Annotated in this window: 12 protein-coding genes; 1 reads left to right on the plus strand and 11 read right to left on the minus strand. The window is 38.1% G+C overall.

Going from position 1 to position 17686, the window contains the following annotated elements; translation table 11 throughout:
- Positions 1–154 precede the first annotated feature (154 nt).
- The 4 genes from C5470_RS05175 to fepB all read right to left on the minus strand — a co-directional run bounded on the left by C5470_RS05175 (position 155) and on the right by fepB (position 6058).
- On the minus strand, positions 155–2269 hold the full coding sequence (locus C5470_RS05175; RefSeq protein ID WP_166286538.1) for a TonB-dependent receptor: 2115 nt from the start codon (positions 2267–2269) through the stop codon (positions 155–157).
- 611 nt (positions 2270–2880) lie between these two features.
- Complete coding sequence (locus C5470_RS05180) at positions 2881–3945, minus strand: FecCD family ABC transporter permease (protein WP_051477480.1); 1065 nt, start codon at positions 3943–3945, stop codon at positions 2881–2883.
- Positions 3942–4994, minus strand: coding sequence for a FecCD family ABC transporter permease (locus C5470_RS05185; protein WP_081738281.1), 1053 nt, complete (start codon positions 4992–4994; stop codon positions 3942–3944). The genes C5470_RS05180 and C5470_RS05185 overlap by 4 nt, the downstream gene beginning before the upstream one ends.
- 23 nt (positions 4995–5017) lie before the next feature.
- Positions 5018–6058 (minus strand): Fe2+-enterobactin ABC transporter substrate-binding protein, encoded by a 1041-nt coding sequence (gene fepB, locus C5470_RS05190; protein WP_242687811.1) that lies wholly within the window; start codon positions 6056–6058, stop codon positions 5018–5020.
- 370 nt (positions 6059–6428) lie between these two features.
- On the opposite strand from fepB, the gene C5470_RS05195 reads away from it, so the two are divergent.
- Positions 6429–7769 (plus strand): condensation domain-containing protein, encoded by a 1341-nt coding sequence (locus C5470_RS05195; protein ID WP_166286540.1) that lies wholly within the window; start codon positions 6429–6431, stop codon positions 7767–7769.
- 61 nt (positions 7770–7830) lie between these two features.
- Here the strand turns inward: C5470_RS05195 and C5470_RS05200 are convergent, their stop codons facing one another.
- From C5470_RS05200 to C5470_RS05230, 7 genes are all read right to left on the minus strand, one after another.
- Complete coding sequence (locus tag C5470_RS05200; RefSeq protein WP_166286542.1) at positions 7831–10962, minus strand: amino acid adenylation domain-containing protein; 3132 nt, start codon at positions 10960–10962, stop codon at positions 7831–7833.
- Between the two features lie 86 nt (positions 10963–11048).
- Positions 11049–12698, minus strand: a complete 1650-nt coding sequence (locus C5470_RS05205; RefSeq protein ID WP_166286544.1) for a condensation domain-containing protein — start codon at positions 12696–12698, stop codon at positions 11049–11051.
- Between the two features lie 536 nt (positions 12699–13234).
- Positions 13235–13852: an ATP-binding cassette domain-containing protein gene (locus C5470_RS05210; protein WP_166286546.1), complete on the minus strand. Its 618-nt coding sequence runs from the start codon at positions 13850–13852 to the stop codon at positions 13235–13237.
- A complete protein-coding gene (locus C5470_RS05215; RefSeq protein ID WP_166286548.1) occupies positions 13845–14972 on the minus strand; it encodes a hypothetical protein in 1128 nt (375 codons plus the stop codon). The genes C5470_RS05210 and C5470_RS05215 overlap by 8 nt, the downstream gene beginning before the upstream one ends.
- 9 nt (positions 14973–14981) lie before the next feature.
- Positions 14982–15779, minus strand: coding sequence for a TauD/TfdA family dioxygenase (locus tag C5470_RS05220; protein ID WP_166286550.1), 798 nt, complete (start codon positions 15777–15779; stop codon positions 14982–14984).
- Positions 15776–16588 (minus strand): hypothetical protein, encoded by an 813-nt coding sequence (locus C5470_RS05225; protein ID WP_051477479.1) that lies wholly within the window; start codon positions 16586–16588, stop codon positions 15776–15778. Before C5470_RS05225 ends, C5470_RS05220 begins: the two co-directional genes overlap by 4 nt.
- 7 nt (positions 16589–16595) lie before the next feature.
- Positions 16596–17675: a pyridoxal phosphate-dependent aminotransferase gene (locus tag C5470_RS05230; RefSeq protein ID WP_036849830.1), complete on the minus strand. Its 1080-nt coding sequence runs from the start codon at positions 17673–17675 to the stop codon at positions 16596–16598.
- Positions 17676–17686 lie beyond the last annotated feature (11 nt).

Here is a 17686-nt window from a genome sequence, read left to right on the forward strand (position 1 = left end):
TTCCCACTTCTCCAGTCAACGCAGGGCTACATCTACATATTAATCTTTTGCCATTTTTCGGACAGAAGATGTGATCCCACTCATACAACAGCCCTCCATTTTTTGTCGGGTAGAATAAGTTTCACGCCACTGTCCGGTTACTTAATTAATCGCCTTAGAACTTCAGTTCAAACGTCGCACCAATCATTCTCGGACGCTGATAAATTATCGAATTAACGTTATTATCCGGAACTAATAAACGTTTATCAGAGTCAAACAGATTCTGAGCAAATAATGTGGCGCGTCCCCACTTGAAGTTATAACCAAGTTGAAGGTTAGCTATCCAATATGCTGGGATTTTTCCGCGGGCAGAATTGTCATACTGAGAGTAATAAGTATCTGAGAACATAACATTGCCGCTAACATCAATATCCTCTGTCAGTAAATATTTCGCCAAGAGGTTTGCGGTATATCCCGGCGCCCGAGGTAATTCATTACCCTGAACACCACTCTCCGCGAAGCTTTTAATCTTCGTTTTCAGCAAGCCAATATTAGCGTTTAACTCAAGTTTTTCGACCGGTAGCCAACGGGCGCCGACTTCTGCACCATACGTTTCAACCTTATTAGCATTACGGATCATGGTTGAATCGAGTGACAGATAATAAGGCAACTGCATATCCTTATAATCGTTGTAGAAAAGATTAGAAGTGAGTTCCAGTTTACCATCCAGCAGGCTGTTACGTGTATAAAGACTGTAGTTCCAGACATATTCAGGGTCATAGGTATAACTAATGACAGGCTTGCCAAAGGTCACTCCCGCTCCCCCTGCGTTATAACCTCTACCAACAGATACCCCGACGGTTTGATCTTTCTGCGGTTTCCAGGCTACATCAATTTTAGGCAGAAAAGCGTTATAGGTTTTATCAAAATCAATGGCTACACTTTCGCTTCCCCCTTTACGTGTTCTGTGTTCACGTTCAAAGCGGCTTGATAAAGTCACATCAATTTCAGGAACAACCGTGTAGGTCAAGACAGTATAAGCAGAGGCTGTTTCCGTTTTATCATCAAACTTGCTGCCCCCGAAAAGATTGATAGTCTCATCCTGTTTACCATGGAAATAACGCACACCCACCAAACCATTCAGCTTATTATCAAACCCTTGAAAACGGATAATAGGTTCAACTTCTAACTCTTTGCCATCAGTATCAGCTTTTGGAATTTTAGACGAGGTTAATCTGTGATAAGCAAGATCGGTATAAATTAATTTATTTTCCAGACTAATGGTATCTGACAAAGCCCATGAAATATCCCAGATCCCACTGGTCGTTTTTCGTTCTACAACTGGCCTGAACAGTTCATGCCTTAAATTAAGCGTATCCCTTGGATTGTACGCTTCGTTCTGCGGAGCACGACTATCAAGATGGTTAACCGTTAATTTGGTGGATAACTCAGGAATGGACAGTGGTTCAAACAGCAGCTTCGCACGGACCGTTGTTGATTCAATTTTGTGCGGATCGCCAACAGGATCATAGGAAACCAGGTTAGCAAAGCTATCACGATTTTGACGATCGACACTAAGACGGAAGGCCAATTGCTCGTCAATCAAAGGACCGGAAGCCATCGCAGCGACTTGTTGATAGCCCTGATTAGCGAACCCACTTTTGATTGCGCTCTCCCAATAAAAGGTAGGATCGAGTGATTTAATAATCACAGCGCCTGCAATCGCGTTCCTTCCCTGAATATAACTTTGTGGATCACGAAATACCTCGACACTCTCGATATCCCATAAAGATTGCGTGCCGAAAGCTAATTCATTATAGGTAAACGAGCGCCCATCAATAGAGACGTTGATTCTGGGACGCGTCCCACTAATGAAAGCCATTCCCCCTTGTGAAGGGCCTGAACCATCAACACCGCGAACAGCGGGAAGAGCATTACTAATACCATTATCAACAACGTTCGGCGTCATTTGCAGCAACATGTTAACATCAGGATTAGGAATAGATTTCATTTTGCGAAGATTATAAACCTCGACACTTGAACCACTATCGTAAATAGAGCGATTGACTTTCTCTCCTGTCACCACTAACACATCTTCTTCTGATGATGATGCCTTGGTATTTCCTTTTTGGGCGCTTTGCGGGTTCTTTTCCTCTGCCGCAATAGCATCAGTTCCTGTCAGAGCAATGGCACCAAAAAATAAAGCTCCAAAAATACCTACAAAATTCGATTTTTCAGTATGTTCTTTTTCTGATACATCATGTTGCAGAGTTGAGTGCAACCTATTCATTCATTTTTCTCCTTTAGCCAGCTTACACGAAATCGTTTTAATAAATTAAATGAGTTAAATCGTGACATTGCTGACCGGTGGATCCCAGTCTGGAAAAAACATGGTGCGATTCAACCCATGCTAATTTCATGCAGAGTAGTTTCTTTATGTTATTATTACTCTTCGGTGTTGCTTTGTTGTAATATTTCTTAAATAGTAATAATTATCATAACAAGGTGTATTATTGTATGTAAATAAAAATCATTATCATTAACTGTGATCAATGCAACAGAAAAATAAATTTTCCATATAAAACAACTTGTTATTTTAAAGAAATAAAAAAAATAAAAGATAACTCGGTAAAATATGTGGTTTTAGGAAGTTATTTAGCCAGAAAGAAATTGACTAAGAGTATATCCCTATATTTTATAGAATTAATTTGAGACTTAAAAAACAAACCAGAAAAATAAAGAAATCATTCACAAGCTAAGTTAAGAATATAAATAACGAAAATATTCCATCAATTGAGACAGATAAAGATCCCAAAAAATATATTATTATATTCATTACCTGAATGACTATTCCTCCTGATATCGCCTCCCACATTAAGAGAAAACTTACGACAATTCTTGCTAAATTTGCCGGGAACGGGTCAACAACCAAATCAGATAAATTCCGCCAACGAGCCCCGTCATAAGCCCAATAGGGACTGCCGCTCGTAAAGGTAAAAGCTGCGTAAGCAGATCAGCTGACAGCAAAAGACAAGCACCCATTAGCGCGGCACTGATAACCGGCATATTTCTCGAACAGGTCAGGCGAACCACAAGCTGAGGGGCGGCCAAAGCAACAAAAGCAATCGGCCCTGCGGCGCCAGTGGCAAGAGCCGCTAAAACCACAGCGCAGAAAATCATAATAAGACGAACGCGTTCCACTCTGATACCGAGCTGACAGGCAATATCATCCCCCATCTCGATAATGCTCAGTTTCCTTGCCATAAAAAGAACCAAAGGCACCAGCAATACAACCCCGGTTAAAACAGGAAAAACATGTACCCATGTTCGGGCATTAAGTGATCCGGCAAGCCACAAATTTGCCATCACGGCATTATCCAGATTTCCTTTTACCAGTAATAAGCCATTCAGGGCACTTAGCACTGAACCCACACCAATCCCCGTCAGGATAAGGCGATACCCCCCTATTGCGCCGGATTTTAAAGATAACAGATACACTACCGCCGCAGTCAGGGTTCCTCCGGCAACAGCAGCAATCGCTATTTGCACTGCATTATTATCAAATAAAACTATCTGTATAATCGCCCCCGTCGCTGCACCGACTGTAAAACCAATCACATCCGGAGAACCTAACGCATTTCGGGAAATAGACTGAAAAACCGCACCAGATACCCCCAGTGCCGCACCAACAAAAATTGCGGTTAACACGCGGGGCAAACGAATATCCATGATGATTTTTTCGCTGACAGAACCGGAACCCGGCCCCCAAAAAATAGTGATAATTTGTTCGATTGTGATATTGAATTTGCCGATAGTCATGGAAAAAAGCGCTAATACCATAATCAACAGCAACATGGCACAAATCACCATAAGATTTCTGGGAACGAAAACAAGAGACACTTTTCCTTGTCGCCAGACCTTACCGGAAATATTAACCTCAGTCTCGCCATAATTCCGTTTGCTCATAGTTGGACAATTTTCCATTTTCTGACCAGGAAAACAAAGAACGGCCCTCCGATTAGCGCCACCATAATGCCAACACTAATTTCCCCAGGATATCCTACGACTCGCCCCAGACTATCAGCAGCTACCACCATAACGCCAGATATCAGCATAGAATAAGGAAGTACCCAACGATAATCAGGCCCTGCAATTAAACGGGCAAAATGAGGGGCGGTCAGGCCGATGAAACTAATGGGCCCCGCCGCTGCCGTGGCACCGCCAGATAACATAATGATGGCCAGTGCAGACAGAATCCAGACTTTGGTTTGGTTAACACCCAGCGATTTTCCCAGATCATGACCAAGCGCTACCGTATCAAGAGACTTTGTCAGCATTAAAGCAATTATCACTCCGGAAGCCGTCAGTATGGAGATAGGGAAAAGCACCTCATAACCTCGCCCTTGAAGTGAGCCCACCACCCAGTGCCGGAATTGATTAAATACCTCATCTTCGCTGTTTATGGTGATAATCTGGGTGACAGCAAGTAATACAACGGACAGTGCAGCGCCCGCCAATACCATTCTTACCGGGTTCAACCCATGCCGGATCCCCCCGAGCAGATACACGCCACAACCTGCAATTGTCGCCCCTGCCAGACCAAACCACATATAGCCAATAACATCGGAAATGCCCAAAAAAGCAATTGCCGAGACAATGGAAACCGCTGCCCCAGCATTGACCCCCAGAATACCCGGATCAGCCAGTGGATTACGGGTAAGCGCCTGCATAATGGCACCCGCGACACCCAATGAACAACCAACGATAATCGCCAGCAAAGTACGAGGCACTCTCAGATAACGAACCAATAAATGTTCACTATTGGCAGGGTTAAAAGCGGTGAATGCCTCCCAAGTGACTTTAATCGTGACAGGGCGGGTCCCGACAAAAAGACTAAAAACTGAAAATGCCACAAGTAATAACCCGCAAATCAGCAACCCTTTTCGCTGAAATTTGAATTGCCGGTTATCGGATTGCGCAACAGAATTAGCAACTGAAAAAATCAATTTTTTCATATCCAACTCAAACAATTGCTAAGTTATTTCGCTTTCTGCTTAATGCCAAACCGTTTAACAATGCTATCGGCAATTTCTTTTGCACTGTAATAGTCAATTCGAAACGAATTCACACCAAGACCATAAACTTGTCCTGTTTTGACCGAAGCCAAATTAGCGAGTACAGGATCCTTTAAGAATTCAGCCGCTCTGTGCTCTCCTGCACTTAAAAGAAATGTTGTGGGCGCAGTTAACTGCGTAATATTTTCATATTGTGCCCAAACAAAGTCCCCGGTTTTATTTGCATTATTATGCCAGGCAGGATCTGCCGACTCGATAGTAAACCCAAGCTGTGAAAGCAGCAAAGCATGTGGGCTTATGCTCGTTGATATGGGGTTAATGGTTCCTGGCCCTGCATAGCTGATAATATTAACCTTACCTTCAGGGATGGCAATTTTTGCCCGGCATTCAGCAAGATAATTATTAAAACCAGTAATTCTGGCCGCAACTTTATCTTCAAGCCCTGTCGCCTTGCCTAATTCAGTCGCCAAATCCTGCCATGTCTGTTTACCATAATCTAAGATAATCGTGGGCGCGATTTGTTTAAGTTGTTCTACCTGAGCATATGCGGAATCAGCGCCGCTCACAGAAACCACGATTAGATCGGGCGCGACAACATAAGCCATTTCCAGATCGATATTGCCGGCTGGCCAGAGCTTTTCAATTTTCCGCTCTTGAGCAACGTTGTCCCATTGAGCGAAAAATTTCCCATTCGTGGCCGTTGCACTCGCAACCACAGGCGCGTCAATTGATAACAGTATTCCGGTTATCGAAACAGTGGTCGATAAAATACGCTGGGGTTTCGTCGGAATAGTGGTGATAGTGCCATCAGTATTTTTAAAATCTCTTGGCCAGGAAAGGCTTTCTGTCTGAGCTGCATTTTTCGTGTTTGCAGCATAAACAGTCCCCCCAAATAGAGTGACCAGAGTAATTACCAAGCCATATACAAGGGTTAACATCGATTTCATTCTGGCATTCTCAGACAGTGATTGTGGATCTGCGATGCAGAAACCTCGCATACCCATTCAGATAATCCAAAGTGGACGTAATGTATCATTTTGTCTAATATCCGACAATGAGATTAATAATGATTATCATATACAATAACGTTGATCACGAAATACGTCACATTCTTGTTGTATCGCACAACAAATGTTTCATTTTCTCAGATATAAAACCAATTCAGATTTCAGCCAGAAACAATCAACGAAAAATGGTGATCAAACAGGAGAATGAATGTCATGGGAATAAATGGGCAATTATGTGTTGGCTTGTTCAGACGGGAATATTGTGACTCAACATTGCGTGAACACCTATCACAAACATAGAAGAAAATTTTATCTACTTTTTACTTTTTATTCTATTTTTCTATGATGAATCCATAAGGTTTACCCAATGTTAAACATCACTCAAACTTCTAGCTGGATGCCATTGACGCAGGCACAACAATATTACTGGCACGAGTTCAGCCTGCATTCCGAAAAAGTTGTTTCGACTGTCGCTCACTATCTTGATATTCAGGGTAATGTCGATCAAGAGGCACTTTGCAAAGCAATAACGATGGTGATTAGTGAAACAGATGTGCTCTCTGTCCGTTTTAAACGCCTTGAAGAAGAACGGCTTCCTTTACAACAACCGAATCAAGCCGCTACACCACAGTTAAAATTCATTGATTTACAGACACAGCCCGATCCCTTCAACACAGCGTTGCAACTTATGCGAGCCGATGTGGAATCTCCGCTGAATTTATTAACGCAACTGCTATCCGCTCAGTGGCTATTTAAATTAAGCGAATCTCATTATCTCTGGTACAACCGGGCTCATCATATTCTCCTTGATGGATTTGGTATGGCGCTCATTGAACATCGTTGTGCGCATTTCTATTCGTACTATCTTGGTAAAGCCAGTGCCGATGCTTCTTTTCACTCACTCAGCAGCTACCTGACTGAAGAACAAGAGTACGGTAACAGCGAACAATATAAAAAGGATCGCTTATACTGGCAAAATTATCTTTCATCCGCGCGCTTTCCAACTGTGGATATCGCCCGTGCCGACTATAGCACCAAACACCATTACACCAGTTGTGCGCTCTCCGGGGATATTGTCACAGGCTTAACACATTTATCGGCTGATACAGGTATCGCCTGGCCTGATCTGTTAGTGGTGCTTTCAAGCATCTACCTGCTTCACTATTTCGCTACACAGACACAAAATGGTGAATATTCAATGCCGTTATGGCTCCCCTATATGAATCGCCGAACCCGTTTCAGAACCAATACACCGGCATTAATGACGAATATCCTTCCCTTATTGATAAACACCAATCCGGATGAGACATTAGAAACCTTTTTGAAAAAAACAATCAACGCGCTTCATACTCAACGGACTCATGCCAGATATCGTATAGAACAGATCTTTTTAGATCATCAATTACCTCAAGATACCCGTTATTTATTTTCGCCACTCATCAACGTGTTACCTTTTGACTCTCCCAATTTTTTCGATTGCCAGGTTAAACGCCATATACTCACCAGCGGGCTCTATGATTGCTTTAGCTTTAACATTATCTATCGCGGGAAAGTAGATGCTGGAGAATTAATTGTTGATCTTGATGCTGATTCAGCAATGTTTGGTAAAGAAGAGGTTGAAAACCATCAGAAAAATCTGACTGATTTTCTACAAAAAGTGCTCACAGGAAACTCGCTTTTCCTGCCTGTAAAAGCGCTTTACTCATAGAATAAAAAATAACTTAATATATAAAGAACCGGGTCAGACTCCGGTTCTTTAGAAAAACAGGTTAAATACTTTGTGAAAGCAAAGAAGAAACCTGCCGGGCATTTCTGCATTTAACTAACAGCTGAGGCGTCAGAATAACACCAAATTTTTCAGTGAGACGCCGAGCGATTTCTTTGAGATGCGAAGGCCTTAATCCCAGCGCTAAAAATTCAGAATCTTCATTCAAACCAGTTAACGGCTGCGCACCAATGGCATGCAAATAAATGCCGAGGATCGATTGGTAATGTTCATCCTCTGCGCTGTTATTAACGCTTTGGTTCTCCGATATAACAGACTTTTTATCCGCCAAATTATCCGGCTTCGGTTGCGTAAAGAACGCCCTGATTTGGTGTCGATCTGTTTTACCGTTTGCAGACAAAGGAAACGCCTGAATATGAGCAAAACGCGTTGGTATATGAGAAACGGGTAAAAGCCCGTGAGAAAAATCCCGCCATTCTGAGGCGAGAATTTCCTGACCATTTAGCGTCGTATACATAGCACCTAATGTTGCATCGCCATTCTGCTCATTTGGATAATCAACGACGACAATATGATTAATTTGTGGATGTTTACATAACTCACTTTCAATATCAGGCAGAGACACCCTAATTCCCCGAATTTTGACATAACCATTTACTCTGCTGGCAAAAATGATGGTGCCATCTTTTCGGTAATAGCCCTGATCCCCTGTTCTGAATGCTCTTAATTGTTCACCTGTAGGCGAGGTGATAGTGACAAAATCTTTTTGCACAACAAGACCATCTTCCAGATAGCCTAAGGCAAGATTGACTCCCGTAGTATAAATCCGGCCAGTCACAAACGCCGGGCAATGTTCATTGATATCATTACAGATAAAATATTGAGTCGCAGGCAGGGGTTTACCATAAGGAATAAGGCTGACATCCTCTGACGTAATTTCATGCCATATACTCCAAATCGTCGTTTCAGTCGGCCCTCCCAAAGAAAATAACCGAGTATCAGGATACGTCGCTCTAATTTCCTTGATGAGAGCAGGCTTAATATAATCACCGCCCTGCGCTATCAGTCTGAGGGAAGAGAGAGAGCCCCCATTTTGGCACGCAATTAACATTTCTAAAATCGCAGGCACTGAACACCAAATAGAAACTTTGTGCTTCGAAACCAGCCGATTCCAATGGATAGCATCTTTCTCTGCATGGGGTTCAGGGATAACCAGCGTTGCGCCAACAGTCAGTGATGCAAAGAGGTCGAAAACAGACATATCATGATGTAATGGCGTAACGGAAATAAACACATCATCCTGTTTAACCTCCCATTTATTCAGCGTTTGCCCGATAACATTAGATGTTGCCTTGTTATTGAGCACCACACATTTGGGCTTACCCGTTGTTCCCGAGGTATACAGATAATAAGCGGGCTCAATGCTATGACTCAGTGATGATAAAGTCTCTAAGGGAAGTAAAACGTTGTCAGAAACCGATGTGAGCAGCGTCTCCAATGTGACAGCTTTATCACTATTAAACTGTCCAGTACTCACAATGAGATCAGAATGGCAATTCGTTAGCAGATAATCCAGACGTTCAGAGGGAGAATTTACATCAATAGGCACCCAAATAATCCCCAAAAGCGCACACGCCATTGTTACCATCACATGTTCAGGACTACGAGGTAAACAAATCGCGACCACACTGCCTTTACGCATTCCACAGCGATTCAGGTTATTCACTATCTTTTGAACACGTTCCCCCAATTCAGAATAGGTAATCTGCTGCTCCCCACAGATAATAGCGGTTTTTTTTAATTTTCCCGTCAATAGGTTATCCGCAATACGAGACAGGAAATTTGAACAGATAAAATCACTGTCATTACCATTATCTTTGTAATGGTGATAATCAATCACCTCAGAAAAATCCACAGCGAGTTTTTCCTGACGGCAGATCAACGTTATTGCCTGAGTGATGGTTTGTAAAATATCCTGCACGATATTTTTTTCCAGCGCTTTTTCTGCATAATCAATGGATAACACCAAATTTTTATTCTGGTCCAGGGACAAACGAATATCCATCGCAACTTGCGGTGTCTGCGTTAATCCATCATAAAAAGAGATATCACCAGATGCAGGCAGTGTTTTCCATGACAAACCATTCGTTAACACAACAGGTAGCGCTAAACCTGTCTGATGTTGATTGAATATCAGTCTGTTAATATCAACGCCGGAAAAATCCAGATGTTCCAAAGAGGCAAAAATATCATTTTGAAAAGCTGTCGCTCTTTCTAAAAATGGCGCCTGATTCCTTTTAAAACAAACAGCGACAAATGAAGATTCATTACTGAACTGCATTTTCTGGGTGGGAATAGCAACGGGAACACCGAGACATAACCGACTATCTTGTGTCCAAAATGACATTATTTCCAGGATAATAGTAGACAAAATCGTATTTTGAAACAGACCATAAGATGAAGCGATTTTAGACAAATGATTCAACGTCGCGCTGGGAACGGTGACCTTCTCCCTTCTGTAGCGAGAGGATTTAATCGATTCTGGAGGTCTCTTCCAAGGTAACGTCGGTGGGCCGGAATATTCTTTCAGCTTTTCTGACCAATATTCAGTATCACTTTGCTTTTTCGAGTCAGAAGGCGGTTGAAGCAAATGAGCGATATTTCCCGTTGGCCTGGATCTTTTCCACTCATTCTCATCTTCCTCAAACAATTTAAACAAGATGAAAGAGATAGCGCTGCCATCCAAAATCAGTGCATCAAAGCTCACGAACACCACGGTCGTAAAAAAGTCATTATCCTCATCTTCTGGCTTTGCCAATTTAATGACCCAAATATGCCAGGGAGAGCGAGAAAGATCGTGGATTTTATGAGAATACGCCTGCCTCATCTCATCTATCTTTTGATAAGCCGCTGAACGCGGGATAGCAGTGAAATCAATTTCATCAAGATTCAGGATAATGGCATCGGAGACATGTTGAACCAATGAACTTTCATCTATATGGGTACGTAACGCATCATATTGCTGTACTAATTTGGTGAGCCGGGTCCTAATAACAGAAAACTCGATATGACCTCTGAATTCCCTGAAATCATGCATGGCAACACCACCCAGTGGTAATAGTTCACTTCGTCCTAGCAGGTACGCGCGTTGTAATGGTGTTAGTGCGGTATCCATGATATTTCCTCAATTTTCGATTGTGAGAAAGCGCAGAATCTAATTAATTAACAAGCTAAACATTTAACCTCTTTCAAAAAGAAAGATTACTTCTGTCGATTAAGGATTTTCACTAGTGCCTCAGCCGCCTTTTCAGCCGCTCCCCGCGATCTCAATGTCATTGTCTGCGCCAGTGCATTTAATGTTTGATGAGCCTTAATATCTTCAATCATCAGTCCTGCCTGTGGGATATATTTGTTAATAAATCCCGTTAATTCTTCTGCGACATCAGCATCAATATCCAATGCAGAAAGAGAAGTATGAGCATTGATATTTTCTTCATTCGTCAGCCGGGACAGCAAAATAATGAGCATTTGCTCAACACAAGAGGATGTCACCTTTTCAGTACCTACATCTTGATGCGAAGCAGAAAAATGAGATGAGAAAAAATAGTCCAAAGACTGGTTTATCAATTCAGGCGAACGAATGATCATCCGAATCAAAGAGAGATAGATATCAAACATTCTGCGAATATGCGGTTCAGGGAAAATATCCAGACGAACATCCCAGTTGACCAAAATCCCTTCATAAGCCGGCGCAACCTGGACATCCAAGGCAACCTGTGGCCCTTGCGAAATAACAAAGACCATTTCACCGAAAGCACGGGTTACATTTTCGGACAATAAATTATCGCCACTGATACCAAAACCGGAGGTAAAAACGATAGGCGAGATTTGCATGTTACCGTGGTATCGGGAGAGATCCCGCATAACACTGACGCCCGGATAGGCACGGTGAGAAAGGAGTAAAGCGATTTGATCAGCAAAACGATGGCATAACGCAATCACCGGCTCATGACGCTGTAATTCAACACTTAAAATAGATAAATCTGAAAAATCACCAACAATTTTGTCCACATCACTGAGGTAACTTTCTCGTTGGAACGTAGGTACATTTAATCTAAATTTATCAGACTGCGTACAAATCCCCACGGTACACGCGAAAAGAGACAAAAATAGTGTTGACAGCGTAATCTGATATTTTTTGGCGGTTGTCTTTAACGACAACTTTTCTTCTTTCGTCAGTTGAACCGCGAATCGATCACTAAAGTATTCTCCCTTTGGGAAAGGGCGATGAATATGAGGAAGTTTAGGGGCTGGTGGAATTTGCGCAATACGCGCACTCCACCATTTTTTATCGCGTTCACGTAAAGCTAATAAAGACTTATCAGCCTGCATCCGCTCCAAATAGTGAAAATAAGTGCTTCCTCCATTTTTCGGTTGATGGTCAGGCTGGTGATAAAATCGGGCCAAATCTTCCATGAGAATACGAAAACTTTGCGCATCACCGGCAATCATGTCCAGGTCGATATGCAAACGAAAATCTCCATTCGTTAAAAGGGTGACACTCAAGTCGATAGATTGACCATGTTCAAGATCCAGTTTCTGGTGGGTTTTACTTTTTCGTTTACTTTCCAGAAAATCAGCAATGCCTTTTTCATCACATATGCTGACATCGTCAATGTGCAATTTGTCGTTGGAAGACAGACTTTCTATGGTTTGCATGCCATCCGGTGTAACGCGTAATCGCAACATCGGATGGAGATCAAAGAGATACTGTACAGCAGTTTTCAACCGCTCAAGATCAAGCCCAGTACCATCAAACTCTGCATACAAATGTGCGGTAACACCACCCAACGTCTGTTCATATTGCCGGCCAACCCAATAAGCGGCCTGCATGGTCGTTAGCTCTCTCATTTAGTTTCCATAAAGTTTAGATCATCAGCTACAACAAGAATACGATTACAAATGATAATAAAAATTATTATTATTTGATAAATAAAGCAACATGAATATGAATTAGCCCGATGTTAATGATTAAGATTTATTGAAAATGTCCATACTTATTAATTAGATAAAACCACTTAATAAGCAGGTGAACCTTATTCAACAGAATTAAAGTCGAGAACACATCACCTAAAATCGATAAAAAAATTAATATATCCAATAAATTAATGTCCAATTTACAGCAATAAATAAATGGACCCTGTACAGCTGCTCCTCTAGCCTGATTAAATGCTATACATGAATAAGCCAATGGTTGAAAAACAGCCTTCAAATATGGATCATTTGACCAGAAGCCATTACTGTGCAGATCACCCATCAGCAATTTTACTTGATGGCTAATTTTTGGCTTAATGTGCTGTTATACAGAATTATTTACGAGGTCAAATTAAGTTATACAAAATAGTTATCAATACTAATATAGAAAATAATTATAATTATTTTCTTTTTCAGAATATTTTATTACCTTTTATTTCATAGGTAATAAAGTTCAATTCCTGTAAAAACCTGTCATCATGAGAACTAAAAATAACAACTTTCTCTTCTGCAAGAGAAATCAGCAACTCAATTAAAAATGTTATAGAATCTGAATCAAGGCCATTTGTTGGCTCATCAAAAATATAAACATCCGCATCGGTAATAAAAGCTGATGTCAATAAAAATTTCTTTTTTACCCCAAGTGACATTTTTCCATATTCAATGCCAGAATAATTAGATATGCCAAAACCATTTAAATAGTAATCTAATTGATGTTTTAGATTACTTTTCCTATAACGTTTACTTAAATTTATCACATCCATTCCCGTAATAAAGTTATAAAAGTTAACATTATCCGATATATAAAAGCCATGTCGCTGCAAACTAAACCGGTGCTTCTCTCCCTTTTTTATAAAGTTAACTATTCCTTTTTTAACCTTACTTACGCCAGCAATACTTGAAAGAAAAGTCGTTTTACCCGCCCCATTAATTCCCGCAATACGGTTTAATCCAATACAAAAATTACAATTGGCTCCTGAAAAAACAGTCTTACCATTAATAACAACTTCTAACCCAACAACTTCAAGCATAAATAACCCCTAAAAAAAATGTAAAAAAGAAAATGACACCAACAATAATAATTTTCGTGTATTGCGTTCTCAACAGAGAAATAAAAGAAACAATAATAGAAAGAAAAATATAAGATAAAAATATAATTACAGAAAAAGATTTAATAACAAGAAAGCAAAAAATAAAAAAACAAATAAAATAAAAAAACAAAGAAACACAATAATTAAAAAATAATATTTTATGCACAGATAAAAAATTTGACAAATATGAAAGATAATTTACTTCAATATATGAAAGATTATAGAACAACAACATACATATATATAAAACAACACTGGAATATATTAATAATATATAACCAGCTTTGTTTGGTATTTGAGAAAAAGCACTTTCACATAATAGATATAAAAGCAGAACAAACAACACCATAATAAGTACAGATATTTTATTTTTATTAAAAAAAGAACGAAGATTAATTATATAAGGCAACGAAAAAAATCTTAATGAAAATAATTTTTTATTTCTATTAATTATAGAACATGGTGTAAAATTCAAATATAATATCAATGCTACTAATGGAATAACTAATGTAAAAATCAAATCATATAATATTCCGTTCCTGAATGATGCCGCCAGAATAAAGAACACAGCAACAATAAAAAAATGTAAAAAACTTAACTCAAATAAGCAAAATCCAATTACAGCAAAAGAAACTATTAAAAAAAACACAGATGAAAAATAATGTAAAAAATTAACATTTTCGGAAAGAAAACCCATAAAAAAGAAAATAATCATCGGAAAAGTACTATAAATAAAAAAAACGATACGACAAAAAAACAATGTTTTTTTGCTTACCAAAGAAACGATGATTGAATTTTCCTTTGCAGAAGGAAAAAACCTTATGTTAATCAAATAAAAAACCATATATACTATTAAAGATATGGAAGAAAAATAAAATGATTTTATGTGGCTTTCTGGAAGAACAATATTATAAGATAAAGTAATTAAGACCTCAATGAGACCACTGAACTTTGCCGGAAGTAATAAGAAAAAAAGAAATATAATGACATTTTTATTCCCAGACGCAAATTTTTTTACCCTACCTTTATATTCCAAGGCATCAGCGATTATTAAATTCATACTACCCCTCTAAAACCAAAATCTAAATAATGTCCTTGGTGAATCTTTAGGAAATTTTGTCCTGGAATGCAAATACAAATAATTACTGAACACAATACATTGATTTTTACTTAAACGCAATCGGTATTGATTTTCCTTTTGGTGTATAAAAGCACTAATATCCATAAGCATTGAGTAAACATCTTCGGTACATTTAAATTTATTGAGTAATGGTGAAAATGATATTCCAATATTGTTTGATATTTTTAAAAATATCCTTTTTTGAAAAAATTTATTATTGGAAAAATGGGAAAGACATTCATCATGGAATAGTATATCAGATTTTTTCCCATATTTTTCAAAAATAAAGTTATAAACAGCATCTGAGTCAACTAATATACTATCACCACCTTCATAAGAAGGATTTTGACAATATAGTGCAACTATGTTTGGCTGTTTTTCTTCATGTCCTTCATCTGTATGTACCGGTTGAGATAAATTTGATTCAAAAAACCATTTAGGGTTATCAACTGGTTTTATCGTTTCATATTCTTTAAGACCTCTATTCTTATAAGTAAGAAGTGGCCCAAATATGCTTTCGAGCCATAATGATATATCAGAAATATTTTGATCATAATGAAATTCAATTACATATATATCCCCATTTGAAAATACTTTGCCATAAATTTCCTTACTTAATCCAGGATCGATATTATCCTTACAGATATATTTTATTTTTTTATTATCGTGTAATTCACTAAAATTATAATCATCAGAATTAACAATTCTCTTAACATTACTAAATAAAGGATAGTCATTGTATATCATTTTGTTTCCTTATAATGCTCAAATACATTCAATAAATGTAAAGATTCTTTAAAAATTTCTCTTGAACGCCCTGAAAACATATTTATATTTTCTTTAATAATACATGACATTTTTTTACATAATCTCACAATTCTATCTGTAGAACCATGATATTTTGCAGATGAGTTTAATCCAAACAATTGAGATCTAAATGAAAGAATCTCCACACCGACAATATAACTATGGAAAAGTAAGTATATGGGAAACATGTTATTACCAAAAACAGACTTAACCCCATCAACCTCTACATGAATTCCCTTAGTATCTTCATTCATATGTATATTGGCGATATCATCAATGAACAAAACCATATGGGTCAATTGATGAAAAACCAATTCAATAAAATCCTGATAATCAAATTCATCTTTAAAATCCATAGAAGCAAGACCAATTGTTTTTTGTGTCGTGCCATTTGTATATGAAGATAACTTATTTACAATAACAATTTTAATAATTCTGTTTATTAATTCATAGATTTTATCATATTTTGACAATGTATAGAGCCATTCATAGAAGACATTATTTACAATCATTGAATTAATCTTTTCCGAATTATTCGTATATTTATCTTTTAATGTAAGTAGGTGGTCGTAACAATATGGTAAAGCGCCTTCATATGAAGTTATAAGAGGAATGTCAGAATCAGGTATTCTATCAAAAACAGAGTATTTTATGAAAAATTCATTGTAATAATTAAAAGATGTACCACGTAAACCGATAGTTTTATTAATAAACTCAAGTATATTTTCGTACCCAATTATATAGTACATACAAACCTCAATTAAAGCTATCTAATATAATATTTAAAACAATGCCATTTATAGATTTATTTCCAATGGAAAATCTTATACTATCATCTGTGATCTTTGAGTAACCCAATGGAAAAACACTGACTTTTATTCCATTTCTAATCATTTTATCATTAAACAACTTAATACTATCAGCCTCTCCTGAAAAGAAAATAAAGTTAGCTTGACTTTTACTTACAACAATATCATTTAATTTTGACATTTTATTTATCATAACATCTCTATATTTTTTTACATTTGATATATTTTTCGTGTCAATTTTTTCTTCATTTATAATATCCAGAACTAATTTCATTTTTATATCACTTAATGAATACATCAAAGAAAACTTATTAATATATGAGATAAGGTTTGGATTAGAAAACAGATATCCAAAACGCAGCCCAGCAAAACCAATTTTAGAAAAACTACGGAGAACAATGAGGTTATCATATTCAGGAATAAGATTTAATATATTTGAACCTTGCGATGAATAAGCCACATATGCCTCGTCAATAACAACAGGACACTTACAATTTTCAACAATACATTTTATTTCATCTGCCCCAAATAACACACCGGTCGGATTATTTGGATTATCAATAATAATTAGTGAGTTTTCATATTGTTGGGACGCATGGATAAATGCTTGCACATTAAGGCTGAAATCATCATTTAGAGGAATTTTATGTACATCAACTCGGCATATGTTCGCCAATCTTGTAAACATAAAGAATGAAGGATCTGGGATTAATAGATTAGTTTTTTTTGTAGAAAAAGATAACAAAATGGTTTGAACCAATTCCAAAAGACCATTACCAAGCAAAATATTTTCATCATAATTGACACCATTAATTTCACATAATTTTCCTTTAATTACATTAGCATCGAAGCTAGGATAACGATTTATATTTATTTCTTTTAGATTATCAGAGTAAACTTTTGAGTCCAATTTTATCTGATAAGGAAACTCCATCAAACTTAAGTTATTATTGATTGGAGTAATACTAAAATCAGGAATTTCATTATACAACCCATCCCTATAAAAATAACGTCTTTTTATACACATAGTATTTACCA

Source organism: Photorhabdus stackebrandtii, assembly GCF_011189495.1.
Taxonomy (GTDB): Bacteria; Pseudomonadota; Gammaproteobacteria; order Enterobacterales; family Enterobacteriaceae; genus Photorhabdus; species Photorhabdus khanii.